The 24,617-nt window shown below is 45.1% G+C and carries 30 protein-coding genes; 27 read left to right on the top strand and 3 right to left on the bottom strand.

Features of this window, described 5'->3' with window-relative positions; genetic code table 11:
* The first annotated feature begins 28 nt into the window (after nucleotides 1-28).
* From glpX to NYE43_RS19415, 7 genes are all read left to right on the top strand, one after another.
* A complete protein-coding gene (gene glpX, locus NYE43_RS19445) occupies nucleotides 29-994 on the top strand; it encodes a class II fructose-bisphosphatase (RefSeq protein WP_044159762.1) in 966 nt (321 codons plus the stop codon).
* Between the two features lie 214 nt (nucleotides 995-1,208).
* Entirely contained in the window at nucleotides 1,209-1,370 is a 162-nt protein-coding gene (locus NYE43_RS19440) for a hypothetical protein (RefSeq protein WP_032731180.1), read from the top strand.
* Nucleotides 1,371-1,401: 31 nt separating this feature from the next.
* Nucleotides 1,402-2,685 (top strand): transcription termination factor Rho, encoded by a 1,284-nt coding sequence (rho, locus tag NYE43_RS19435; RefSeq protein WP_010332253.1) that lies wholly within the window; start codon nucleotides 1,402-1,404, stop codon nucleotides 2,683-2,685.
* Nucleotides 2,686-2,803: 118 nt separating this feature from the next.
* A complete protein-coding gene (rpmE, locus tag NYE43_RS19430; protein ID WP_003151132.1) occupies nucleotides 2,804-3,004 on the top strand; it encodes a 50S ribosomal protein L31 in 201 nt (66 codons plus the stop codon).
* A gap of 89 nt (nucleotides 3,005-3,093) precedes the next feature.
* Nucleotides 3,094-3,681 (top strand): thymidine kinase, encoded by a 588-nt coding sequence (locus tag NYE43_RS19425; RefSeq protein WP_024123184.1) that lies wholly within the window; start codon nucleotides 3,094-3,096, stop codon nucleotides 3,679-3,681.
* 288 nt (nucleotides 3,682-3,969) lie between these two features.
* The gene (gene malS, locus NYE43_RS19420) at nucleotides 3,970-5,667 is read left to right on the top strand and encodes an oxaloacetate-decarboxylating malate dehydrogenase (protein ID WP_024123183.1); all 1,698 of its coding nucleotides are present in this window, start codon (nucleotides 3,970-3,972) and stop codon (nucleotides 5,665-5,667) included.
* Nucleotides 5,668-5,748: 81 nt separating this feature from the next.
* Entirely contained in the window at nucleotides 5,749-6,708 is a 960-nt protein-coding gene (locus tag NYE43_RS19415; RefSeq protein ID WP_024123182.1) for an AEC family transporter, read from the top strand.
* Between the two features lie 35 nt (nucleotides 6,709-6,743).
* On the opposite strand, the gene racA is transcribed toward NYE43_RS19415, so the two are convergent.
* Together racA and gloA2 are read right to left on the bottom strand one after the other, a co-directional pair.
* Nucleotides 6,744-7,298, bottom strand: coding sequence for a chromosome-anchoring protein RacA (gene racA / locus NYE43_RS19410; RefSeq protein WP_024123181.1), 555 nt, complete (start codon nucleotides 7,296-7,298; stop codon nucleotides 6,744-6,746).
* Nucleotides 7,299-7,419: 121 nt separating this feature from the next.
* Nucleotides 7,420-7,809 (bottom strand): SMU1112c/YaeR family gloxylase I-like metalloprotein, encoded by a 390-nt coding sequence (gene gloA2 / locus NYE43_RS19405; protein ID WP_176471064.1) that lies wholly within the window; start codon nucleotides 7,807-7,809, stop codon nucleotides 7,420-7,422.
* 121 nt (nucleotides 7,810-7,930) lie between these two features.
* On the opposite strand from gloA2, the gene prfA reads away from it, so the two are divergent.
* The 3 genes from prfA to NYE43_RS19390 all read left to right on the top strand — a co-directional run bounded on the left by prfA (nucleotide 7,931) and on the right by NYE43_RS19390 (nucleotide 10,230).
* Nucleotides 7,931-9,001 (top strand): peptide chain release factor 1, encoded by a 1,071-nt coding sequence (gene prfA / locus NYE43_RS19400; protein WP_024123179.1) that lies wholly within the window; start codon nucleotides 7,931-7,933, stop codon nucleotides 8,999-9,001.
* Nucleotide 9,002: 1 nt separating this feature from the next.
* Entirely contained in the window at nucleotides 9,003-9,869 is an 867-nt protein-coding gene (prmC, locus tag NYE43_RS19395) for a peptide chain release factor N(5)-glutamine methyltransferase (protein ID WP_103671874.1), read from the top strand.
* A 73-nt stretch (nucleotides 9,870-9,942) separates the two neighbouring features.
* Nucleotides 9,943-10,230 (top strand): DUF5316 family protein, encoded by a 288-nt coding sequence (locus tag NYE43_RS19390; RefSeq protein ID WP_024123177.1) that lies wholly within the window; start codon nucleotides 9,943-9,945, stop codon nucleotides 10,228-10,230.
* A 15-nt stretch (nucleotides 10,231-10,245) separates the two neighbouring features.
* Here the strand turns inward: NYE43_RS19390 and NYE43_RS19385 are convergent, their stop codons facing one another.
* On the bottom strand, nucleotides 10,246-10,611 hold the full coding sequence (locus NYE43_RS19385; protein ID WP_024123176.1) for a UPF0715 family protein: 366 nt from the start codon (nucleotides 10,609-10,611) through the stop codon (nucleotides 10,246-10,248).
* A gap of 140 nt (nucleotides 10,612-10,751) precedes the next feature.
* Between NYE43_RS19385 and spoIIR the strand changes: the two genes are divergently transcribed.
* The 17 genes from spoIIR (at nucleotide 10,752) to atpD (ending at nucleotide 24,609) form a co-directional block, all read left to right on the top strand.
* Complete coding sequence (gene spoIIR, locus NYE43_RS19380) at nucleotides 10,752-11,426, top strand: stage II sporulation protein R (RefSeq protein WP_059292349.1); 675 nt, start codon at nucleotides 10,752-10,754, stop codon at nucleotides 11,424-11,426.
* A gap of 67 nt (nucleotides 11,427-11,493) precedes the next feature.
* On the top strand, nucleotides 11,494-11,937 hold the full coding sequence (locus tag NYE43_RS19375) for a hypothetical protein (RefSeq protein WP_024123174.1): 444 nt from the start codon (nucleotides 11,494-11,496) through the stop codon (nucleotides 11,935-11,937).
* A 156-nt stretch (nucleotides 11,938-12,093) separates the two neighbouring features.
* Complete coding sequence (locus NYE43_RS19370; RefSeq protein WP_339234627.1) at nucleotides 12,094-13,134, top strand: L-threonylcarbamoyladenylate synthase; 1,041 nt, start codon at nucleotides 12,094-12,096, stop codon at nucleotides 13,132-13,134.
* Between the two features lie 77 nt (nucleotides 13,135-13,211).
* A complete protein-coding gene (locus NYE43_RS19365) occupies nucleotides 13,212-13,769 on the top strand; it encodes a manganese efflux pump MntP (RefSeq protein ID WP_188323825.1) in 558 nt (185 codons plus the stop codon).
* A gap of 74 nt (nucleotides 13,770-13,843) precedes the next feature.
* Nucleotides 13,844-14,296: a low molecular weight protein arginine phosphatase gene (locus NYE43_RS19360; protein ID WP_095712813.1), complete on the top strand. Its 453-nt coding sequence runs from the start codon at nucleotides 13,844-13,846 to the stop codon at nucleotides 14,294-14,296.
* 157 nt (nucleotides 14,297-14,453) lie between these two features.
* A complete protein-coding gene (gene rpiB / locus NYE43_RS19355) occupies nucleotides 14,454-14,903 on the top strand; it encodes a ribose 5-phosphate isomerase B (RefSeq protein ID WP_024123169.1) in 450 nt (149 codons plus the stop codon).
* Between the two features lie 12 nt (nucleotides 14,904-14,915).
* On the top strand, nucleotides 14,916-15,458 hold the full coding sequence (locus tag NYE43_RS19350; protein ID WP_024123168.1) for a TIGR01440 family protein: 543 nt from the start codon (nucleotides 14,916-14,918) through the stop codon (nucleotides 15,456-15,458).
* Between the two features lie 208 nt (nucleotides 15,459-15,666).
* On the top strand, nucleotides 15,667-16,914 hold the full coding sequence (gene glyA / locus NYE43_RS19345) for a serine hydroxymethyltransferase (protein ID WP_044159736.1): 1,248 nt from the start codon (nucleotides 15,667-15,669) through the stop codon (nucleotides 16,912-16,914).
* A gap of 134 nt (nucleotides 16,915-17,048) precedes the next feature.
* Nucleotides 17,049-17,678: a uracil phosphoribosyltransferase gene (gene upp, locus NYE43_RS19340; protein WP_103671878.1), complete on the top strand. Its 630-nt coding sequence runs from the start codon at nucleotides 17,049-17,051 to the stop codon at nucleotides 17,676-17,678.
* 421 nt (nucleotides 17,679-18,099) lie between these two features.
* Nucleotides 18,100-18,483, top strand: coding sequence for an ATP synthase subunit I (gene atpI / locus NYE43_RS19335; RefSeq protein WP_010332235.1), 384 nt, complete (start codon nucleotides 18,100-18,102; stop codon nucleotides 18,481-18,483).
* Between the two features lie 7 nt (nucleotides 18,484-18,490).
* Nucleotides 18,491-19,225, top strand: coding sequence for a F0F1 ATP synthase subunit A (gene atpB / locus NYE43_RS19330; RefSeq protein WP_024123167.1), 735 nt, complete (start codon nucleotides 18,491-18,493; stop codon nucleotides 19,223-19,225).
* A gap of 45 nt (nucleotides 19,226-19,270) precedes the next feature.
* Nucleotides 19,271-19,483, top strand: a complete 213-nt coding sequence (gene atpE / locus NYE43_RS19325; protein WP_003151167.1) for a F0F1 ATP synthase subunit C — start codon at nucleotides 19,271-19,273, stop codon at nucleotides 19,481-19,483.
* Between the two features lie 162 nt (nucleotides 19,484-19,645).
* Nucleotides 19,646-20,158 carry a F0F1 ATP synthase subunit B gene (gene atpF / locus NYE43_RS19320; protein ID WP_024123166.1) on the top strand — a complete coding sequence of 171 codons (513 nt, stop codon included), beginning with the start codon at nucleotides 19,646-19,648 and terminating at the stop codon, nucleotides 20,156-20,158.
* Entirely contained in the window at nucleotides 20,155-20,700 is a 546-nt protein-coding gene (locus NYE43_RS19315) for a F0F1 ATP synthase subunit delta (protein ID WP_024123165.1), read from the top strand. Before atpF ends, NYE43_RS19315 begins: the two co-directional genes overlap by 4 nt.
* A gap of 16 nt (nucleotides 20,701-20,716) precedes the next feature.
* Complete coding sequence (gene atpA / locus NYE43_RS19310; protein WP_044159727.1) at nucleotides 20,717-22,225, top strand: F0F1 ATP synthase subunit alpha; 1,509 nt, start codon at nucleotides 20,717-20,719, stop codon at nucleotides 22,223-22,225.
* Nucleotides 22,226-22,301: 76 nt separating this feature from the next.
* The gene (gene atpG / locus NYE43_RS19305) at nucleotides 22,302-23,162 is read left to right on the top strand and encodes an ATP synthase F1 subunit gamma (protein WP_010332230.1); all 861 of its coding nucleotides are present in this window, start codon (nucleotides 22,302-22,304) and stop codon (nucleotides 23,160-23,162) included.
* Between the two features lie 25 nt (nucleotides 23,163-23,187).
* Complete coding sequence (gene atpD, locus NYE43_RS19300; protein ID WP_024123162.1) at nucleotides 23,188-24,609, top strand: F0F1 ATP synthase subunit beta; 1,422 nt, start codon at nucleotides 23,188-23,190, stop codon at nucleotides 24,607-24,609.
* Nucleotides 24,610-24,617: the final 8 nt, after the last annotated feature.

The raw sequence follows: 24,617 nt of genomic DNA, 5'->3' as shown, positions 1-24,617 counted from the left end.
GTTATTTGCGAGAGGAGATCGTGTTGAGATGGAAAGAAGTTTATCAATGGAATTGGTTCGTGTGACTGAAGCTGCGGCATTAGCATCTGCAAGATGGATGGGCCGGGGAAAAAAAGACGAGGCTGATGAAGCAGCAACAAGCGCAATGAGAGACGTTTTTGATACAGTTCCGATGAAAGGAACTGTTGTGATCGGAGAAGGGGAAATGGACGAAGCGCCGATGCTTTATATCGGGGAAAAACTCGGAAACGGGTACGGTCCGCGTGTCGATGTCGCCGTTGATCCTCTCGAAGGCACAAACATTTTGGCAAGCGGCGGCTGGAATGCGCTGACGGTTATTGCAGTTGCGGACCACGGCACGCTTTTAAACGCTCCAGATATGTATATGCAGAAAATCGCAGTCGGTCCGGAAGCGGTGGGCTGCATTGATATTGAAGCTCCAGTCATTGATAACCTTAAAGCTGTAGCAAAAGCGAAAAACAAAGACGTCGAGGACGTCGTTGCCACCATTTTAAACCGTGATAGACACGAAAAAATCATTTCCGAGCTTCGCGAGGCCGGCGCCAGAATCAAACTGATCAATGACGGGGATGTCGCAGGCGCCATCAACACGGCTTTCGACCACACAGGCGTAGACATCCTGTTCGGATCAGGCGGAGCTCCTGAAGGCGTCCTATCTGCTGTAGCGTTAAAAGCGCTGGGCGGAGAAATTATCGGTAAACTTCTTCCGCAAAGCGAGGAAGAAATCATACGCTGCAACAAAATGGGCCTTGATTTAAGCAAAGTGCTGCGTATGGAAGACCTTGTGAGAGGCGATGACGCGATTTTTGCGGCTACCGGCGTAACTGACGGCGAGCTGTTAAAAGGCGTTCAATTCAAAGGGTCTGTCGGCACGACTGAAAGCTTGGTCATCCGTGCGAAGTCAGGAACTGTCCGTTTCGTTGACGGCAGACACAGCCTGAAGAAAAAACCAAATCTCGTAATCCGTCCATAACAAAGAGAAAAAGCGGGTGTTGACCCGCTTTTCTTTTGCAAAAAAGAGACAACCCTATCAATTGCGTGTCAAAACCTTATTTCAGTTGAATAATTGTTTGAAATAAGGTAAAAATAAAGAGTGCTGCGATTTTTAACTGCGTAATTCCTTCTTTTAAGCACTAGGAAAGTTTCAATTTCTACCGCATACAGACGATATAAGTATTGATCTTCTCATGTTTTTGTCCTCGCTTCCTTCAAAACTCATTAAGACAATCCTTTTAACAAAAGCGCCGATCATGGGTGGAAGTGTTACCGATAGAAGTTCCTTTATGTTAAAAAAAGAATGTGCTTTGGCGGATGTTGTGCAAAAGCAGCAGATTACATGTGTAAAGTAAGATATTGACTATGAAAAGCGTGGTGTTTTTTATGAAAGACGTATCTATTTCCTCTTTGGAAAATATGAAATTGAAAGAGCTATATGAACTTGCAAGACATTATAAAATCTCCTACTACAGCAAACTGACAAAAAAAGAGCTGATTTTCGCCATTCTGAAAGCGAATGCAGAGCAGGAAGATCTTCTGTTTATGGAAGGTGTTCTTGAGATCATCCAATCAGAGGGATTTGGCTTCCTGAGACCGATCAACTATTCTCCAAGCTCTGAAGACATTTACATCTCAGCTTCACAAATCCGCCGTTTCGATTTACGGAACGGAGACAAAGTATCAGGCAAGGTTCGCCCGCCAAAAGAAAACGAGCGCTATTATGGACTTTTGCACGTTGAAGCGGTAAATGGAGATGATCCGGAATCGGCAAAAGAGCGTGTTCACTTCCCAGCCCTTACTCCGCTTTATCCAGACCGCCATATGGTGCTCGAGACAAAACCGAATTTCTTGTCTACAAGAATTATGGACATGATGGCGCCGGTAGGCTTTGGCCAGCGCGGTTTGATTGTTGCGCCGCCGAAAGCCGGGAAAACGATGCTGCTGAAGGAAATCGCCAACAGCATTACAGCGAACCAGCCTGAAGCAGAGCTGATTGTGCTGTTGATCGACGAAAGACCGGAAGAGGTTACAGACATTGAACGTTCTGTTGCTGGGGATGTTGTCAGCTCAACGTTTGATGAAGTGCCGGAAAACCATATCAAAGTCGCCGAACTTGTGCTTGAACGCGCTATGCGCCTCGTTGAACACAAGAAAGACGTCATTATCCTGATGGACAGTATCACACGTCTGGCCCGCGCCTACAACTTAGTGATTCCGCCGAGCGGAAGAACACTTTCCGGAGGGATTGACCCGGCAGCGTTCCACCGTCCGAAGCGTTTCTTCGGGGCGGCGAGAAATATCGAAGAGGGCGGAAGCTTAACGATCCTCGCCACTGCTCTTGTTGATACAGGATCCCGTATGGATGATGTAATCTATGAAGAATTCAAAGGAACGGGCAACATGGAGCTTCATCTTGACCGCTCTCTGGCAGAACGCCGCATCTTCCCTGCCATCGATATTCGCCGTTCTGGAACGCGTAAGGAAGAGCTGCTTGTGCCTAAAGAGCATCTTGACCGTTTATGGTCTATCCGCAAAACGATGTCAGATTCGCCTGATTTCGCGGAAAAATTCATGAGAAAAATGAAAAAGACCAAAACAAACCAGGAATTTTTCGATATTCTCAATCAAGAATGGAAACAGGCAAATCTATCATCAGCCAGACGATAAAATCTATTTGCAAAAGAAGTAAATCACTGATATAATTTTCTCATATGCGTTTCGGACAATGCTCCGAAATAATAACTCTGTTTCCACACGGGATTCAGGGCGGAAGGAGATGGATACAATGAAAGCAGGAATTCATCCTAATTTCAAAAAAGCAACAGTTAAATGCGCTTGCGGAAATGAATTTGAAACAGGCTCAGTAAAAGAAGAGGTACGCGTTGAGATTTGCTCTGAATGCCACCCATTCTACACTGGCCGTCAAAAATTCGCTTCTGCTGATGGTCGTGTTGATCGCTTTAATAAAAAATACGGTCTTAAGTAATAATAGATTTCTCAACAGGCAAGAAGCACTTCTTGCCTGTTTTTTATATTGTCAAAAACACAGCTGGCAGAGAGAGGGGAGCAGAGCCAATGTACATAATGAAGCAAAGCGGGTGGCTGGAGCTGATTTGCGGCAGCATGTTCTCGGGAAAATCTGAAGAGCTGATCAGAAGAGTGAAGAGAGCAACTTATGCCAAGCAGGAGGTCAGGGTCTTTAAACCTGTGATTGACAATCGATACAGCGAGGATGCTGTAGTTTCCCATAATGGAACATCTATGACGAGCTATGCCATTTCTTCGGCTGAGGACATTTGGAATCATATCAGTGAGAGCACGGATGTGATTGCAGTGGACGAGGTTCAATTCTTCGATCGGTCAATCATTGGTGTTTTATCGTCTCTTGCCGATAAAGGCTACCGTGTGATCGCGGCGGGCCTTGATATGGATTTCAGAGGAGAGCCGTTCGGCGTTGTGCCGGATATTATGGCCATCGCTGAAAGTGTGACGAAGCTGCAGGCCGTCTGTTCCGTCTGCGGATCACCGGCAAGCAGAACACAGCGGCTCATTGACGGAAAGCCGGCTTCTTATGATGATCCGGTCATTCTGGTGGGTGCGTCCGAATCCTATGAAGCAAGATGCAGACATCATCACGAAGTCCCGGGAAAATCTAAAAACTAATACAAAACATGGGTAAAAAGATAGAAAGCACCGGCCGAAAAGCTGGTGTTTTTTTATATATTCTGATAACAATCAATTAAAAAATTTAATTAAGTGTATTAAAAAATTAAGTAATTTTCTTCCCTTGAATTTTGATTTTGACAGGCATAAAATAACTAACGTAATGTAAATAGTTTTGAGACATTGTTCGAATAATTGTCACAAAGTCGCATAAAGATCATGATCGGTTATTTTTAGATGAGTTATTACTTAACTTGGTTAACTATTTCAAGAAAGAAGGAGATTTGCTTGAATAACATTAAAAAAACTAAGGAAGGCCATTTAGAAACAACATTAAGAGGAAAAGAAGTTTTATCTATTCCTACTTTAAATAAAGGTGTTGCTTTTACATTAGAAGAAAGACAAGAACTTGGCTTAGAAGGACTTCTTCCGCCAACTGTACTTTCTCTTGATCAACAAGCAAAACGCGCATACGAGCAATTTAAAGCTCAGCCAGACCGCCTTCGTCAAAATGTTTACTTAAATGATCTTGCTAACCGCAATGAAGTTCTTTTCTATAAATTGCTGCAAAATCACCTTCGTGAAATGCTTCCTGTTGTGTACACACCAACAGTTGGTGAAGCAATTCAAGAATACAGCCATGAATACAGAAGACCTCAAGGTATCTACTTGTCAATCGACAACATTGACGGTATTGAAAAGGCTTTTGAAAACCTTCATGCGACAGCAGGCGATATTGATCTTATCGTTGCAACTGACTCTGAAAGTATCCTTGGTATCGGTGATTGGGGAGTAGGCGGTATTAACATCGCTATCGGTAAATTGGCTGTTTACACTGCTGCAGCTGGTATTGACCCTAGCCGTGTTATTCCTGTAGTGCTTGATGTCGGTACAAACAACGAAAAACTTTTAAATGATCCTTTATACATTGGTAACCATCATGAACGTATTTCTGATGAACGTTATGAAGAATTCGTTGATGCGTATGTAAAAGCTGCGCTTAAATTCTTCCCTAAAGCGCTTCTTCACTGGGAAGACTTTGGCAACAAAAACGCGCGCAATATCATGAAAAAATACAACAACGAAATCCTGACATTCAACGATGATATTCAAGGTACAGGCGCAATTACACTTGCTGGTGTGCTTGCTGCTATGAAGAAAACAGGCGCATCTATTAAAGATCAGCGTGTAGTTGTCTTCGGTGCAGGTTCAGCTGGTATCGGTATTGCTGACCAAATCCGTGACACAATGGTGCTTGCTGGATTATCTGAAGAAGAAGCAAACAAAGCGTTCTTCACACTTGATTACAGAGGCCTGTTAACAGATGATATGGAAGGCATCCTTGATTTCCAAAAACCTTACCTTCGCAGTGCAGCAGAAGTGAAAGACTGGAAACGTGATGAAAAAGGCCAAATTTCATTCGATGAAGTGGTTCGCCAAGCAAAACCAACGATCTTAATCGGTACTTCAGGGGTTTCAGGAGCGTTCACAGAGGAAATTGTGAAAGAGATGGCATCTCACGTAGACCGTCCGGTGATCATGCCGATGTCTAACCCGACTCACCTTGCAGAAGCTGTTCCTGAAGATCTGTTCAAATGGACTGACGGAAAAGTGCTTGTAGCAACAGGAAGCCCATTTGACAATGTCGAGTACAATGGCGTTTCTTATGAAATCGGACAATCTAACAACGCATTCGCATTCCCTGGTCTTGGCCTTGGTTCAATCGTAGCTGAAGCGCGTGTTATTACGCCTGCTATGTTTGCTGCAACAGCTGATGCGATTGCTGAAATGGTTGATTTTGAAACACCTGGAGCTGGATTGCTTCCAAGCATCGACAAGCTTCAAGAAGTATCTATTCAAGTTGCCATTGCTGTAGCTGAAGCAGCGATCAAAGACGGCGTAGCAAATCGTCAGCCTGAAGATGTAAAACAAGCTGTTCTTGATGCAATGTGGACACCTGAATACAAAAAAGTCATCGCAAAATAATTGAGCGTGTAATTTTTCTGTCCGAGGGAAAGCTTTGAATAAAGCTAAAGTATACGGACATAGGATTTGGAGGAGAATATTTTGAGCATCTTAGATATCTTAATCCTCCTGGCACCGATCTTCTTTGTTATCGTGCTGGGTTGGTTTGCAGGACATTTCGGAAGTTATGATGCCAAGTCAGCAAAAGGGGTAAGTACGTTAGTAACGAAATACGCACTTCCAGCTCACTTTATCGCTGGTATTTTGACAACTTCCAGAAGTGAATTTTTATCACAAGTTCCATTAATGGTTTCTTTACTTATCGGGATTGTTGGTTTCTATATCATCATTCTATTGGTTTGCAGATTTGTCTTTAAGTATGATTTAACGAACTCATCCGTATTTTCTTTGAACTCTGCACAGCCGACATTCGCATTTATGGGTATTCCTGTATTGGGAAGCTTGTTCGGTGCGCAAGAGGTTGCGATTCCGATCGCTGTAACAGGTATCGTTGTTAACGCGATTCTTGATCCGCTTGCGATCATTGTTGCTACAGTGGGTGAGTCTTCTAAGAAAAACGAAGAGAGCGGCGACAGTTTCTGGAAGATGACAGGGAAATCAATCCTGCATGGTCTTTGTGAGCCGCTTGCAGCTGCTCCGTTAATCAGTATGATCTTAGTGCTGGTTTTCAATTTCACTCTTCCTGAGCTGGGTGTTAAAATGCTTGATCAGCTTGGAAGCACAACATCGGGTGTTGCTCTCTTTGCTGTCGGTGTTACCGTTGGTATTCGTAAAATTAAACTCAGTCTGCCGGCTATCGGTATTGCGTTACTAAAAGTTGCAGTTCAGCCTGCGTTAATGTTCCTGATTGCTCTTGCAGTCGGACTTCCAGCTGATCAAACAACAAAAGCGATCCTTCTTGTTGCATTCCCTGGTTCTGCCGTTGCAGCCATGATTGCGACTCGTTTCGAGAAACAAGAGGAAGAAACTGCGACTGCGTTTGTGATCAGTGCGATTCTGTCATTGATTTCACTTCCAATTATTATTGCGCTTACTGCGTAATCAAAAAAGCTCCCTTTAAGGGGAGCTTTTTTACTTTACGTTTGAAATTTAAACAGTGACAGCAGCGGTTTTTTTCTTGTTTTTATTTTTTCGGAAGAAGCAGCAGTCTCAGGGGTCGGCTGAGCGGTGAATTCTTTCATTTGTGAGGTCAGTGATTGCAGATCAGCAAGAATGTCATCAATTTCTCTTCTGTGCTGCAGAAGCTGATAGGATACGCCTTCATCGGCTTTTTGTTTAAGCTGGCGTTCCAGTTCCTCAATTCTTGCCAGCAGCCCGTTTTCGTCCTGTTTTTGCTGTAATAAGGTGTCAAGTTTTTGTTCGAGCTGTTCGATTCTTTTCTCTGTGTCACTGTTTGTTTTTTGGACAAGGAAGCCTGTGCGCTTCTTATTGCTTTGCGGCACATTGATATCCTGAAGCGCCGTGCCTTCAGAAATTTGTTTTTGAACAGATTTCAGGACTTGCACATCTTCAGCCGTAAACGAATAGTGTCCGAGCTCGTTCCGTTCAGCCGGAAGGTTCAGCTGCTTCACCCACCGCTGCACTGTTTTTGCGGAGACGCCGAGTTCACTTGCTACCATATTTGTATTCATGATCCCATACCTCCTTTTTAGCTAGGTATTCGACCATGGGGAGCGGTTCCCTTCCTATTAGACAAAACAAGAAAAGATTCGGCAAAGAAAGTGGGCATCTCCCTTTTTTCTTCAAAAACCGTTATTGCTCATACAGCTCTAACGGAAGCTGATCGGGATCAAAAAAGAAGGTGAACCGCTTGCCTGTCAGCGGATCTGTCCTGATCGGCTCTGTCTCGATTCCTTTTTCGTGAAGCTCCTGAACAGCCTGTTCTAAGCTGCTGACCGTAAAGGCAAGATGACGGAGCCCTGCACCTTCAGGACGGGTTTGACGTGCGGGCGGATCAGGGAACGAAAACAGCTCAATGACGTACGAGCCGTTAAGCGATAAATCAAGCTTGTAGGAATCGCGCTCTTCTCGGTATGTTTCTTGTATCACCTGAAAACCGAGCTTATGTACGTAGAAAGCTTTCGACTTTTCATAATCTGAGCATATGATTGCAATATGATGTATGGATGTAAGCAATACGATCCCTCCTCTTATTCAGTATAGCAGAGGAGGCTTTTTTAACTGGGATTGAAATGCTTTTGACTGGCGATAGTCCCTATACTATAATGAGAATGTTACGCACAGGAAAACAGAGGTGAAGACCGTGTTAGACCGTTTAAAGTCAATCGAAGAACGATATGAAAAATTAAATGAGCTTTTAAGCGATCCAGAAGTTGTCAACGATCCGAAAAAGCTTAGAGAATATTCGAAAGAGCAATCTGATATACAAGAAACAGTTGACGTATATAGACAATACAGAGATGCGTCAGAACAGCTGGCTGATGCAAAAGCGATGCTTGAGGATAAGCTTGATGCTGAGATGCGCGACATGGTGAAGGAAGAGATTTCTGAACTCCAGAAGGAAACGGAAACACTGTCAGAACGTCTGAAGGTGCTCCTAATCCCGAAAGATCCTAATGATGATAAAAACGTTATCATGGAGATCCGCGGAGCTGCAGGCGGAGAGGAAGCCGCTTTATTTGCAGGCAACCTGTACAGAATGTATTCCCGCTATGCCGAGCTTCAAGGCTGGAAAACCGAGGTCATGGAAGCAAGTGTAACCGGAACGGGCGGCTACAAAGAGATCATCTTTATGATTACGGGCAGCGGCGCATATTCTAAACTCAAATATGAAAACGGCGCTCACCGTGTTCAGCGTGTTCCGGAAACAGAATCAGGCGGCCGTATCCATACTTCTACTGCAACAGTAGCATGTCTTCCTGAGGCCGAAGAGGTAGAGGTTGACATTCATGAGAAGGATATCCGTGTTGATACGTTTGCTTCAAGCGGACCGGGCGGACAAAGCGTGAACACGACAATGTCTGCCGTTCGTCTGACGCATTTGCCGACAGGCGTTGTCGTATCATGTCAGGATGAAAAATCTCAAATCAAAAACAAAGAAAAAGCAATGAAGGTTCTCCGTGCCAGAATCTACGATAAATTTCAGCAGGAAGCACAGGCTGAATATGATCAAACACGGAAATCGGCTGTCGGATCAGGTGACCGCTCTGAGCGTATCCGCACATACAACTTCCCGCAAAACCGTGTGACGGATCACAGAATCGGCCTGACCATTCAAAAGCTTGATCAGATTCTTGAAGGAAAACTTGACGAAGTGGTTGAAACACTGATTGTAGAAGATCAGGCAAGCAAGCTTCAGCAGGCGGATAGTTAAGATGAAGACGATATTTGAAGCCCTGAAATGGGCTTCTTCTTATTTAACGGAAGCGGGAAGAGAAGAAAATGCGGCTGAGCTGCTTTTGCTTTATGATACCGGAATGGATAGAAGCAAGCTGCTCGCCAGCCTGCAGGAACCGATCGGTGAAGATGAGCTGTATCGCTTTAAACGCCACGTCGATATGCACAAAGAAGGCGTACCGGTTCAGTACATTATCGGAATAGAGTTTTTTTACGGGCGGGAATTTATGGTGAATGATGATGTGCTGATCCCGCGTCCGGAAACGGAAGAGGTTGTCTGCCATCTTCTTGAGAAATATAGAAGTGTCTTTTCTGAAGGAGAACAGCTCGAAGTGGTAGATGTCGGCACCGGCAGCGGCGCAATAGCCGTCACGCTTGCACTGGAAAACAAAAACTTTTCTGTTTCAGCGATTGATATCTCCAAAGAGGCGCTGGACGTTGCTTCAGCCAACGCGGAAAAGCTCGGAGCGGAGGTGCATTTTCTTCAAGGCGACCTGCTTGAGCCCTTTATTAAGGCTGGAAAAAAAGCGGATATTATCGTCTCAAACCCTCCTTATATTTCTGAAGAAGAAATGGCCGATTTATCTGAGATTGTCCGTTTCCATGAACCTTTGCATGCCCTCACTGACGGCGGAGACGGGCTGAAATTTTATAAGCGGTTTATGGAAGCCATTCCGCTGGTCATGAAGAATACCGCGCTTGTCGTCTTTGAAATCGGGTGGAAGCAGGGCGCAGCTGTAAAAGAGCTGATTCTGCATGCGTTTAAGGATGTGGAAGTGGAAGTCCTGAAGGATATTAACGGAAAAGACAGAACCATATGCGCGGTAATTCATAAGAATAAATAAGCAGCTTGCTGGTGAGTTGAGATAAGAACGGGACCAGCAAGCTGTTTTAACACCAGCAAAGGGGATGTAAAAGATGAAAAAGGCCCTGACAGCAGGAATTTTACTTATTGCCATTGAAAGTATGGTGGGTTCTATTTTTGCGCAAGCCATTTCTTATGAATTCATTTTCGGCATTGCGTCTCTTGTTTTGATCGGGCTTGCCATTGTGACATCGGGTTTAGCTGTAAGCGGAAGCGACCAGCGGGCAAATTATCATTCAGAAACCAAAGAAGGCCGGACAGCCCGTTTGAAAATATCAGCTGCTTTCTTTGTTGCTGCCATACCTTCTATTCTATGTTATCTATTGACCGTTTTGATCTAATGAAAAAGGAAGCCCTTAGGAGGCTTCCTTTTTTTGCAGCAAAACAGAATCCCATATCCAGTAGACAATAGCTGTTAATACAGCGAAGATGTAAAAGGCTGTATTTTGAAGCAGGGATTGCCCGGAAGGCTGCAGCACGCCAAAGATGATCGCGTTGGCGATAAACGCCGCGGCAAGATAATACAGCAAGTACAAAGGGCTGAACCGTTTCGGCTTTTTATTCATCATGATCTGAAGCGGCAGCGCGAATAGTAAATAAGGAAATAAGAAATAAAAGGCCATCGTTACGAGAGCAGCTATAATAAAGGAATGAATGTAAATAATCGAATAAAGAACTGACATCGTGAACGCTGACAGCAGCACTGTGTAATTATATTTCATTTTAAACCTCCTAAAACACTATCGTACCATAAATTAGATTAAAAGCTTGCTAGATTTTTTTGCCGCTGCAGGTTTACTCCATACGTTCCTTGTCCATAATAGGGCTAGATACAAAGCACGGAGAGGAACGGTGGGGACCGATGAAAAAAACAGTTATCATTTGTATATATATGTTTCTTTTATTATCTGGGGCACTTGTAGGATTGGCGAAAGAAGAGACGGCACAGCAATCTGAAAATGAGCCGGTTGTCATTCCGGACGAGGCGATTCGCCTGAGAATATTGGCAAACAGCGATCGTGACGAGGACCAAGAATTAAAGCGTCATATCAGAGACGCTGTCAATAAAGAAATCACAACATGGGTCAAGGATATTACTTCTATTGAAGAAGCGCGGCGTTTGATCCGCTCAAAGCTGCCTGAGATCAAGGAAATTGCAAAAGAAACCATGGAAAAAGAAGGCGCCAGTCAATCAATATCTGTTGATTTTGACAAAATCTCATTTCCGACAAAACTTTATGGCAGCATGGTATATCCTGCTGGAGAATACGAAGCCATTCTGATTACGCTTGGAAACGGTGAAGGCGCCAATTGGTGGTGCGTGTTATTCCCGCCGCTCTGCTTTCTTGATTTTTCGAATGGGGAAGCGGTAAAAGAACAAGAAGATCAAGAAGCCTCAAAAAAACAAACGGAAAAAGCGCTTGAGGACTTAACAGCCAAAGCGGAGAAAGCTGAAAAAGAAGATGAGAAAGAGAAAGAAGACAATACAGAAGTAAAATTCTTCGTCGTAGAATGGTTTTCCGATCTTTTTTCTTAATCACCAGGTCTAAAAATAGATTTGCCTCATAGATTGGAAGAAAGAACGCTGAAAACGGGGTGAACGAATGTTTTATCAACTGCGGGTGGCGAGGGAAAAGGACGGAGACATACTTGAGGAATTTTTAAAACAGGCCAAAACGAATCATGAGGGCGTAAAGGAAGGGTTCACCCAGTTTCTGATGCTGGAGGACAGCGAGAAAAACATAGCCGGCTGTCTGGGGATCGAAAAAATCAGCTGCGATCAAGCCCTGCTTCGCTCACTTGTGATATCGGACAAGCTTCACCAAGGTCATATTGTATCGCTCTTTCAAAGTATGGAGGTGCTTTGTGAAAAGCATGAGATTAAAACGGTATACTTGGTAGCCAATCAGCATTCTTCGGCTGATTTCCTGGGGGCCATGGGCTTTGAACGGGCAGAGAGTGTGCCGGAAGAGCTGTTTGCCTCGGATCACTTCTGTGAATCAAGGCAAGCGGAAGGGGCCGTCTTAATGAAAAAAGCATCCGGATAAGTGAGATTTATACACAAACTTATCCACTTCTTTATATGCGTTGTCCACAATTTGTGGATAACGCTTGTTTTATTACAGGACATCTTTTATACTTTCAAAAGGATTACACGCGTAAAACGATCGTTTTATTGTTGTGAATAAGGAGTTTGGTCAGAAATGAAAACGAAAAGATGGTTTGTGGATGCAATGGACGAGTTATCCACAAATGATCCACAAATTGCACAAGCAGCCGCTTTGCTCCGGGAAAATGAGGTTGTCGCGTTTCCGACAGAAACGGTATATGGTCTCGGCGCAAATGCGAAAAGCACAGATGCTGTCAAAAAAATATATGAGGCGAAAGGGCGGCCGAGTGATAATCCACTGATTGTCCACATTGCGGATATCAGCCAGCTTGACGGTTTAACAGGCCCGGCGCCAGACAAGGCGAAAATATTAATGAAGCGCTTTTGGCCAGGGGCGCTTACACTGATTTTACCTTGTAAACCTGGTGCGCTGTCACCCCGTGTAACGGCAGGGCTGGATACAGTGGCCGTCAGAATGCCTGATCATCCGCTGGCTCTGGCACTCATCCGTGCCGCGGGTCTCCCGATTGCAGCGCCGAGTGCTAATTTATCGGGCAAACCAAGTCCGACAAAGGCTGAACACGTGGCTCACGACTTGGATGGCCGCATAGCTGGAATGATGGATGGGGGATCTACGGGGATCGGTGTCGAATCAACCGTACTTTCATGTGCAGGAGAAATCCCTGTGCTCCTTCGTCCGGGCGGCATTACAAAAGAACAAATAGAAGCCGAAATCGGACCGATTCTTGTGGATAAAGGGCTTGCTGATCAAAATGAGAAGCCGATTTCTCCGGGAATGAAATATACACATTACGCGCCGTCAGCGCCGCTTGTTATTTCTGAAGGAAGCCCTGAGCGCATTCAAACGCTTATTCAAGAATATCAGCAGGGCGGAAAACGGGTCGGCGTCCTGACGACAGAAGAAAATGCGGATTTTTATTCGGCTGACTATGTGAAGAGCTGCGGCAGAAGAGATCAGCTTGAAACAGTAGCGGCAGCCCTTTATGATGCATTGCGCAGTTTTGATGAAGAAAAGGTTGATTTTATTATTGCAGAATCGTTTCCTGACACAGGCGTCGGACTTGCTATTATGAACAGGCTGATGAAAGCAGCCGGAGGAAGAATGATCCGCTGACACAGTCAGAAGTTCTAACCCCTTTTGGACACGCATAGGCTAAAAAAGCGGGCGTGTCCAAGGGGGTTATGCATGTGATGTCGGATATGTTTATAGGCGAACTGATTACCTTAAGCATCATGGCGTTTGCTTTAGGTATGGATGCTTTTTCTGTCGGCCTCGGAATGGGCATGGTCAAACTCAGAAAAAAGCAGATAATCTATATTGGATTCATTATCGGTCTCTTTCACGTCATCATGCCTCTCGGAGGGATGGCGGCGGGAAATATGCTGTCAGGGCTCCTCGGCATGGTAGCCGTATATATCGGGGGTTCGCTGCTGTTTGTTCTCGGTGTTCAAATGGTGATCGCATCTTTTAAACAGTCAGAAGAACGTTTGATGTCACCGGCTGGGCCTGGCTTATTGTTATTTGCAGTCGGCGTCAGCCTCGATAGTTTCTCCGTCGGTCTGAGCCTTGGAATATACGGCTCGCATCCGCTTCTCACCATTACCCTGTTTGGGCTTTTCAGCATGATGTTGACTTGGCTGGGCCTGCTGATCGGAAAGCAAGTGCAGTCCTGGCTCGGCTCATACAGTGAAGCGCTCGGGGGGACCATATTAATCGTATTTGGCCTTAAGCTGCTTTTGCCAATTTAATATACCAAGAAAAGAAACGATGTCGCCGTTTCTTTTTTCTTCATATATAATAGAAAAAATAAGGGGTGACTGACATGAACATCATTTTTGTCTGTACTGGAAATACGTGCCGCAGTCCAATGGCTGAGGCGCTTTTTAAATCAATTGCAGAAGCGGAAGGGCTGGATGTCAGCGTCCGCTCGGCAGGCGTATTTGCCTCACCTAACGGGAAAGCGTCGCCTCACGCGGTCGAAGCGCTTTTTGAAAAGCGCATTGCCCTTAATCATGTTTCTTCGCCATTAACTGAAGCACATATGGAATCGGCAGATTTGGTTCTGGCAATGACCCACCAGCACAAACAGGTTATCATCAGCCAATTCGAACGTTATCGTGATAAAGTGTTTACGCTAAAAGAATATGTGACAGGCAGCCGGGGCGATATTATAGACCCGTTTGGCGGCTCTATTGAGATCTACAAAAAAACGAGAGATGAGCTTGAAGAGCTTCTTCAGCAGCTGGCAGAACGATTGAAAAATGACGGCAAATAACTTGTCACAGAATCTGCAGACAGGTCATTTGCAAATCCTGCGTGAAGGAGTAGAATATAGTGAAAAGCACATCGATATGGTGTGAATCAATGAGCGGACAGGCTGCGCGGTCAACAAAGCGGGCGGGCCGCATCACACACGCTGGGAGGATAAGCTGATGAAAGTAGCCATAGCATCGGATCATGGCGGCGTTCACATTCGAAACGAAATCAAAGATCTAATGGACGAATTGCAAATTGAATATGTTGATATGGGCTGTGACTGCGGCAGCGGATCTGTCGATTATCCGGACTATGCTTTTCCGGTGGCCGAGAAAGTAGTAAACGGTGAAGTGGACAGAGGCATTTTAATTTGCGGGACAGGCATTGGCATGAGCATTTCCGCCAATAAAGTCAAAGGCATCCGCTGTGCGCTGGCACATGATACATTTAGTGCAAAGGCGACGAGAGAACATAACGATACTAATATCCTCGCGATGGGCGAGCGGGTGATTGGACCCGGTTTGGCACGTGAAATTGCGAAAATCTGGCTGACCACTGAATTTACTGGCGGAAGACATCAAACCCGCATCGGAAAAATCTCGGACTATGAAGAGAAAAACCTGTAGGGGTGCTGCTCAATGAGTGAAATCACACAAACGTGGAAGACGATGCTGTCAGAGTTTCAGGACAAAGCGGGATTGAAAGAAAATCAGCTCTTTGTCCTTGGTTGCAGCACAAGCGAAGTGGCTGGCAGCCATATCGGCACATCGGGCAGTACAGACATCGCGGAAAGCATCTACAGCGGACTTGCAGAGCTGAAGGAAAAAACGGGAATCCATCTCGCGTTTCAATGCTGCGAGCATCTAAACAGAGCGCTTGTAGTGGAGGAAGAAACGGCCGAGCTGTTCAGGCTTCCGGCCGTTTCCGCTGTACCTGTTCCAAAAGCGGGCGGGGCGATGGCTTCTTATGCGTTTAAGCAAATGAAGTCTCCTGTTCTGGTAGAAACCATTCAGGCAGATGCCGGAATAGATATAGGCGATACGTTTATCGGCATGCACTTAAAGCCGGTTGCTGTTCCTGTACGCATTTCTCAGAACAGTCTCGGTGCTGCCCATGTGACATTGGCGCGCACACGGCCAAAGCTGATCGGCGGAATGCGGGCAGTTTATGAGTGTGAATGAGAAAGGACTGCATGGGCCAGTCTTTTCTTTAATTTTCGCGGCTGAAATAAATTCCGAACTTTAAATTAAATTTAAGTTATAAATATTCGTTTTTGCCAATAAAATTTTCGTTTTTTTGAAAATAATCTTTTACATCGGCCTAAAAAACCATGTACAATAGTGGTGGTAAAAACAAAGAACAGGATACGGATAGGAGAGGATCTCGCTGATGAAACATTTACCTGCGCAAGACGAACAGGTGTTTAACGCCATTAAAAATGAGCGTGAACGCCAACAGACTAAGATCGAATTGATTGCTTCTGAAAACTTTGTAAGTGAAGCGGTTATGGAAGCACAAGGTTCTGTTTTAACAAACAAATACGCTGAAGGATATCCTGGCAAACGCTATTATGGCGGATGTGAGCACGTCGATGTCGTTGAAGATATCGCTCGTGACCGCGCGAAGGAAATCTTTGGAGCGGAGCATGTAAACGTTCAGCCTCATTCAGGCGCACAAGCAAACATGGCTGTCTATTTCACGATTTTGGAACAAGGCGATACTGTACTTGGGATGAACCTCTCCCACGGCGGTCATTTAACACACGGAAGTCCAGTTAACTTCAGCGGTGTTCAATATAACTTTGTTGAGTACGGCGTAGATAAAGAAACTCAACATATTGATTACGATGACGTGCGTGAAAAAGCCCTCGCTCACAAGCCTAAGCTAATCGTGGCAGGAGCAAGTGCGTATCCTCGTACAATCGACTTTAAGAAATTCCGTGAAATTGCTGATGAAGTCGGCGCTTACTTTATGGTGGATATGGCGCATATCGCAGGACTTGTTGCGGCAGGCCTTCATCCCAACCCGGTTCCTTACGCTGATTTCGTTACAACAACGACACATAAAACACTTCGCGGACCTCGCGGCGGTATGATCCTTTGCCGTGAAGAGTTCGGCAAGAAAATTGATAAGTCCATCTTCCCTGGCATTCAAGGCGGACCGCTGATGCATGTAATTGCCGCAAAAGCTGTTTCATTCGGCGAAGTATTGCGCGATGATTTCAAAACATACGCACAAAACGTGATTTCAAACGCGAAGCGTCTTGCAGAATCATTAACAAAAGAGGGCATTCAGCTCGTTTCCGGCGGAACTGACAACCACCTCATCCTGGTTGATCTTCGTTCTCTCGGACTGACAGGCAAGGTTGCAGAGCATGTGCTTGATGAAATCGGGATTACATCAAACAAAAACGCGATTCCATACGATCCTGAAAAACCGTTCGTAACAAGCGGTATTCGTCTCGGAACAGCTGCTGTGACAAGCCGCGGTTTTGACGGAGAGGCATTGGATGAAGTCGGTGCCATCATTGCGCTTGCATTGAAAAACCACGAAGATGAAGGAAAACTTGAAGAAGCAAGACAGCGTGTAGCTGCTCTGACTGGCAAGTTCCCTCTATATAAAGAATTAGATTACTAAGATTGAAAAACCCGCTCGGGCTTATGCCCGGCGGGTTTTTTGACGATGTCCTTGAAACTCAATGTCTTTTTTTGTAGAATCAATAGAAGTGTGAAATTGTCGATGGGACAATAAAAAAGGAGCTGAAACACAGTATGGGAAAGGTTTATGTATTTGATCATCCTTTAATTCAGCACAAGCTGACATATATTCGGAATGTAGAGACAGGCACGAAGGATTTTAGAGAGCTTGTAGACGAAGTAGCCACGCTTATGGCGTTTGAAATTACCCGTGATCTCCCTCTAGAGGAAGTGGATATCAACACACCGGTTCAGACTGCGAGATCGAAAGTCATCTCAGGGAAAAAACTCGGGGTTGTTCCTATTCTCAGAGCAGGTTTAGGAATGGTTGAAGGCATCTTGAAACTGATCCCTGCGGCAAAAGTGGGACATGTCGGTCTGTACCGTGATCCTGAAACCTTAAAACCCGTGGAATACTATGTGAAGCTTCCTTCTGATGTGGAAGAGCGTGAATTCATCGTGGTTGACCCGATGCTGGCCACAGGCGGTTCCGCGGTTGAAGCGATTAACAGCCTGAAAAAACGCGGTGCGAAAAACATCCGTTTCATGTGTCTTGTAGCTGCGCCTGAAGGTGTGGAAGAATTGCAGAAGCATCATTCTGACGTGGATATTTACATAGCGGCGCTTGATGAAAAATTAAATGAAAAAGGTTATATCGTTCCGGGTCTTGGAGACGCAGGAGACCGGATGTTCGGAACAAAATAAAAAAGAAAACCCGCCAACGGGTTTTCTTTTTTTGTTATCCAGTTATTTGCTATTCGGTGAATCTCTATACAATTATAGGTGAAAATGTGAACATTCTGTGGAGGCTTACAGTATAAAAAGTTTTTTAACTTTAAACAGATTGACACATGTTAGGGGCTATTGTATGCTAAACGAGGGTATTATGAGAAGGTTTTCATAGCTTTCATTATAGTCCTCATCCCCAATGTAAATCCTCCCAGAAAACCCGTTTTATGAGGATTTATTCAAGCGAATGAAACAGCATCCCTGCAAGGCTTGCGGATGAATGATTTTTTCGAACAGGCCCGTTTTGCCGGACAAAAAAGGTCTTCTACTAGGGTTAACCGCTGATTTTGCCGTATCCAAGAAATACATTATTTTTTCATCAGGAGACAGATAGTTGATGGACGATCCCAAGCTACAATTTAGCAGACAACGAAAATATCTATTGTTCATTTTGGCAGCGTATGTACTGGGTTATGGTTTAACAGCGTATAAAACCGTTTTTTTAGGCCTTATTCTGGGAACTGTTTTCAGTTTGTTTAATTTTTTACTGCTCGTCAGAAGAATGAATGCTTTTGACAGGGCCGTTGCGAAAGGCAAGTCCATACGATCCCTTGGGAGCGCAGCGCGGTGGTGCAATGCGATTCTTGCTGCGGCTGTCGCCTATAAATATCCCGAGCATTTTCATATGGCAAGTACAGTTATTGGATTAATGACAATTTATCCTGTCATTATGATAGATTCCTTTATCCAGCTTAAACGTTCATCAATGGAAGAGAGGTGAAAACCCTTTGAATCATGAATACAGAACTATTGAATTTCTAGGACTTACTTTTAATCTGACAAACATTCTGATGATTACTGTGGCGAGTGTGATCGTGTTATTGATTGCCATCCTTACCACAAGAACGCTTTCGATCCGTCCCGGAAAAGCCCAGAACTTTATGGAATGGATTGTTGATTTTGTCCGCAATATTATCGGCAGTACAATGGATTTGAAAACAGGGGCTAACTTCTTGGCACTTGGTGTCACATTGCTGATGTACATATTTGTGTCGAATATGCTGGGGCTGCCGTTCTCTGTCACAATCGGACATGAGCTCTGGTGGAAGTCTCCGACAGCCGATCCTGCCATTACATTAACGCTTGCCGTAATGGTCGTCGCTTTAACCCATTATTATGGTGTAAAGATGAAAGGGCTCAAGGAATATTCCAAGGAGTATTTAAGACCTGTTCCGTTCATGCTCCCGATGAAAATCATAGAAGAGTTTGCGAATACGCTGACTCTCGGTTTGCGGCTTTATGGTAACATCTTCGCCGGTGAGATTCTTCTCGGCCTGCTTGCGGGATTAGCGACAAGCTTCTATTCGCAAAGCGTGGTTCTCGGACTTGTCGGTACAATCGGTGCCATTCTGCCAATGCTGGCATGGCAGGCATTCAGTTTATTTATAGGTGCCATCCAGGCGTTTATCTTTACGATGCTGACGATGGTGTACATGTCTCATAAAATCAGTAATGATCATTAAAACATTATATCCAAACGGATAACATTTTAAAGGAGGAACTTTTTCATGAATTTAATAGCAGCTGCGATTGCAATTGGTTTAGGCGCACTTGGTGCAGGTATTGGTAACGGTTTGATTGTTTCACGTACGGTAGAGGGGATTGCCCGTCAGCCGGAGGCAGGTAAAGAACTTAGAACTCTTATGTTCATGGGTATCGCATTAGTTGAGGCCCTTCCTATTATCGCTGTCGTTATCGCATTCTTAGCGTTCTTTGGCTAAGCATAAAAGCCTTATATGAACTAAAAATGGCGAAGATCATTCCAAGAGAACCTTCGCCATTGCTTTATGTCTGATAAGCATCCCGCCTTGCCGGCTGAAAAGAGACAAGTGCGGCTGCTGGATCAGCAAAGAAAAACCTGCAGAAGGGAGTTGCCGTAGTAGATGTCTCAATTACCACTTGAACTAGGACTGTCGTTTAACGGCGGAGATATCCTGTTCCAACTGTTAGCTATGTTAATTTTATTAGCGCTTCTGAAGAAATACGCTTTAGGGCCGCTATTAAACATAATGAAACAGCGTGAAGATCATATCGCTGGAGAAATTACGTCTGCTGAAGAAAAAAATAAAGAAGCGCAGCAGCTTATTGATGAGCAGCGCGCTATGTTAAAAGAAGCAAGACAGGAATCCCAAACGCTTATCGAAAACGCGAAGAAACTGGGAGAGAACCAAAAAGAAGAGATTATTCAGGCTGCGCGTGCAGAATCTGAACGTCTGAAAGAAGCAGCCAGAACTGAAATCGTGAAGGAAAAAGAACAGGCGGTTTCTGCTCTCCGTGAGCAAGTAGCGTCTCTTTCTGTCATGATTGCGTCGAAAGTGATCGAAAAAGAACTGGATGAACAGGCTCAAGAGAAATTGATCCAGGACTATCTTAAAGAGGTAGGAGAAAGCCGATGAGTGGATCAGCTGTCTCTAAACGATATGCATCAGCTCTTTTCGATATTGCCAATGAGTCCTCTCAGCTCAATCAGGTAGAAGAAGAGCTAAAAGTTGTAAAAGAAGTATTTCAAAATGAAAAAGCGCTAAATGATGTGTTAAACCATCCGAAGGTGCCGGGCGCAAAGAAAAAAGAACTCATCCAAAACGCTTTTGGATCTTTATCACAGTCCGTGCTCCATACGATTTTTCTTTTGATTGACCGTCATCGGGCATCAATTGTGCCTGATCTCACAGATGAGTTTGTGAAACTCGCAAACGAGGCCCGTCAAACAGAAGACGCGATTGTATATTCAGTTAAACCGCTGACGGATGCGGAAATTTCATCATTATCACAAGTGTTTGCAAAAAAAGCCGGAGTCGCTTCACTGAGAATCAGAAATGAAGTGCAGACGGATTTAATAGGCGGCATTAAAGTCCGCATTGGAAACCGGATTTTTGACGGCAGCGTAAGCGGAAAGCTTCAGCGCATTGAACGTCAACTTGCCGGGGAAAATCGATAGAAGGGGTGAAACCTAAGTGAGCATCAAAGCTGAAGAGATTAGCACGCTGATAAAACAGCAAATACAAAATTATCAATCTGAAATTGAAGTTCATGACGTAGGTACAGTCATCCAAGTCGGTGACGGTATCGCTCGTGTACACGGTCTTGACAATTGTATGGCCGGTGAACTTGTTGAATTTTCAAACGGCGTTTTGGGTATGGCTCAAAACCTTGAAGAATCAAACGTAGGTATCGTTATCTTAGGACCTTACACAGAGATCCGTGAAGGGGACGAAGTAAAAAGAACAGGCCGCATCATGGAGGTTCCTGTCGGTGAAGAATTAATCGGCCGTATTGTGAACCCGTTAGGTCAGCCGGTAGACGGACTTGGCCCGATCCTCACAAGCAAAACACGTCCGATCGAAAGCCAGGCACCTGGTGTTATGGACCGTAAATCCGTTCATGAACCGCTTCAAACTGGTATTAAAGCAATTGATGCACTGATTCCGATCGGACGCGGCCAGCGTGAGCTGATCATCGGTGACCGTCAAACAGGTAAAACATCTGTTGCGATCGATTCGATCTTAAACCAAAAAGACCAAGACATGATCTGCGTATATGTAGCGATCGGTCAAAAAGAATCTACAGTCCGCGGCGTAGTAGAAACATTGCGTAAGCACGGCGCGCTTGATTATACAATTGTTGTAACGGCGTCTGCGTCACAGCCGGCACCGCTTCTGTACCTTGCTCCGTATGCAGGGGTTACAATGGCAGAAGAATTTATGTACAATGGCAAGCACGTTCTTGTTGTATACGATGATCTTTCTAAACAAGCGGCTGCTTACCGTGAGCTGTCCTTGCTTCTTCGCCGTCCGCCAGGCCGTGAAGCGTTCCCGGGGGATGTATTCTATCTTCATTCCCGTCTGCTTGAGCGTGCAGCAAAGCTTAGCGACGCGAAAGGCGCAGGATCAATTACAGCTCTGCCGTTCGTAGAAACTCAAGCCGGAGATATCTCAGCGTATATCCCGACAAACGTTATTTCCATCACCGACGGACAGATCTTCCTGCAATCTGATTTGTTCTTCTCAGGCGTACGCCCAGCGATCAACGCCGGATTGTCTGTATCACGTGTCGGCGGTTCCGCGCAAATCAAAGCGATGAAAAAAGTATCAGGAACATTGCGTCTTGATCTTGCATCATACCGTGAGCTGGAAGCATTCGCTCAATTCGGATCTGACCTCGACCAAGCGACTCAGGCGAAACTGAACCGCGGTGCGCGTACAGTTGAAGTGCTGAAGCAGGATCTGAACAAGCCGCTTCCGGTTGAAAAACAGGTAGCCATTCTTTATGCGCTGACAAAAGGATATCTTGATGATATTCCTGTAGCGGACATCAGACGTTTTGAAGAAGAGTACTACATGTACCTTGACCAAAACCATAAAGAGCTGCTTGACGGAATTGCGAAAACAGGGAACCTTCCTGCTGATGAAGACTTCGCAGCTGCAATCGAAGGCTTCAAACGCACATTTGCACCAAGCAACTAACTCGAATGCTGATGAGAGAAAAAGGTTCTCTTTTTCTCTCTTTTTACGCAAATGAAGAGAAAAGGTGGTGAAATCTTTGGCCTCATTACGCGATATTAAGTCAAGGATCACGTCAACGAAAAAAACGAGCCAGATTACAAAAGCCATGCAGATGGTATCTGCAGCTAAGCTGAATCGTGCTGAAAACAATGCAAAATCATTTGTGCCATATATGGATAAGATCCAAGAGGTTGTATCAAATGTCGGAAAAGTATCCGGCAGCGCGAAACATCCGATGCTTCTCAGCAGAGAAGTGAAAAAGACGGCATACCTCGTCATTACATCTGACCGCGGTCTTGCTGGCGCTTTTAACAGTTCGGTTTTACGAAGTGCTTATCAGGCCATTCAAGAACGTCATCAGTCTAAGGATGAGTATGCAGTGATCGTTATCGGACGAGTGGGCCGTGATTTCTTTAAAAAACGCGACATTCCGATCATTTCTGAGTTAACAGGACTTGGAGACGAAGTGTCGTTTTCAGAAATTAAGGACCTTGCCCGTCAAACGATTCAAATGTTTATAGACGGTGCATTTGATGAATTGCACCTTGTATATAACCATTATGTCAGCGCCATTTCTCAAGAAGTGACAGAGAAAAAACTTCTGCCGCTATCTGATTTGGGCGGCGGCGGAAAAAGAACGGCGTCTTATGAATTTGAACCGTCTGAAGAGGAGGTTCTGGAGGTTTTGCTTCCTCAATACGCAGAAAGCTTAATCTTCGGTGCGCTTCTTGACAGTAAAGCAAGTGAACATGCTGCAAGAATGACGGCGATGAAAAACGCGACAGACAATGCGAAGGATCTTATCGATTCACTTTCGCTTTCTTACAACCGCGCTCGCCAAGCAGCGATCACACAAGAAATTACGGAAATTGTCGGCGGAGCAGCCGCTTTAGAATAGAAAGATTTTGTCAGGAGGGATAGCGATGAAGAAAGGACGCGTTAGCCAGGTATTAGGACCAGTTGTCGACGTACGTTTTGAAGACGGTCACTTACCTGAAATATATAATGCGATTAAAATTTCACAGCCGGCTGGAAGTGAAAACGAAGTAGGTATTGATTTGACGCTTGAGGTCGCTCTTCATTTAGGCGATGACACAGTCCGTACAATCGCAATGGCATCTACGGATGGTGTTCAGCGCGGAATGGAAGCTGTCGATATGGGAGCGCCGATTTCAGTTCCGGTTGGTAATGTGACACTCGGCCGTGTATTTAACGTACTCGGAGAAAATATTGATTTAAATGAGCCGGTTCCTGCGGATGCGAAGAAAGACCCGATTCACAGACAGGCTCCTTCATTTGATCAGCTTTCAACAGAAGTTGAAATCCTTGAAACAGGAATTAAAGTTGTTGACTTGCTTGCTCCATACATCAAGGGCGGTAAGATCGGATTGTTCGGCGGTGCCGGTGTAGGTAAAACCGTATTAATCCAGGAATTGATCAACAACATCGCGCAAGAGCACGGCGGTATCTCTGTATTCGCCGGCGTAGGAGAGCGTACTCGTGAAGGGAACGACCTTTTCTACGAGATGAGCGACTCTGGCGTAATCAACAAAACAGCCATGGTATTCGGACAAATGAACGAGCCGCCGGGCGCACGTATGCGTGTTGCACTGACAGGTCTTACAATGGCTGAGCATTTCCGTGATGAGCAAGGACAGGACGTACTGTTCTTCATCGATAACATCTTCCGTTTCACACAAGCGGGTTCAGAGGTTTCTGCCCTTCTCGGCCGTATGCCTTCTGCGGTTGGTTATCAGCCGACGCTTGCAACTGAAATGGGTCAGCTTCAAGAGCGTATCACGTCTACAAACGTTGGATCCGTTACATCTATCCAGGCGATCTACGTGCCTGCCGATGACTACACTGACCCGGCGCCGGCAACGACGTTCGCTCACTTGGATGCGACAACAAACCTTGAGCGTAAGTTAACTGAGATGGGTATCTACCCTGCGGTTGATCCGTTGGCTTCTACATCACGCGCCCTTGCTCCAGAAATTGTCGGAGAAGAGCATTATGCGGTAGCCCGTGAAGTCCAATCAACGCTTCAGCGTTACAAAGAGCTTCAGGATATCATTGCGATTCTCGGTATGGATGAATTGAGTGACGAAGATAAACTTGTCGTTCAACGCGCACGCCGCATTCAGTTCTTCCTTTCTCAAAACTTCCACGTGGCTGAACAGTTCACTGGACAAAAAGGTTCTTACGTGCCTGTAAAAGAAACGGTTCAAGGTTTCAAAGAAATCTTAGCCGGCAAATACGACCATCTTCCTGAAGATGCGTTCCGTCTTGTAGGCCGTATCGAAGAAGTTATTGAGAAAGCAAAAGAAATGGGTGTAGAAGTTTAAACTGGTCC

This window comes from Bacillus sp. FSL R5-0434, assembly GCF_038004745.1.
Lineage (GTDB): Bacteria > Bacillota > Bacilli > Bacillales > Bacillaceae > Bacillus > Bacillus halotolerans.
This window is presented reverse-complemented; position numbering and strand designations above follow the sequence as displayed.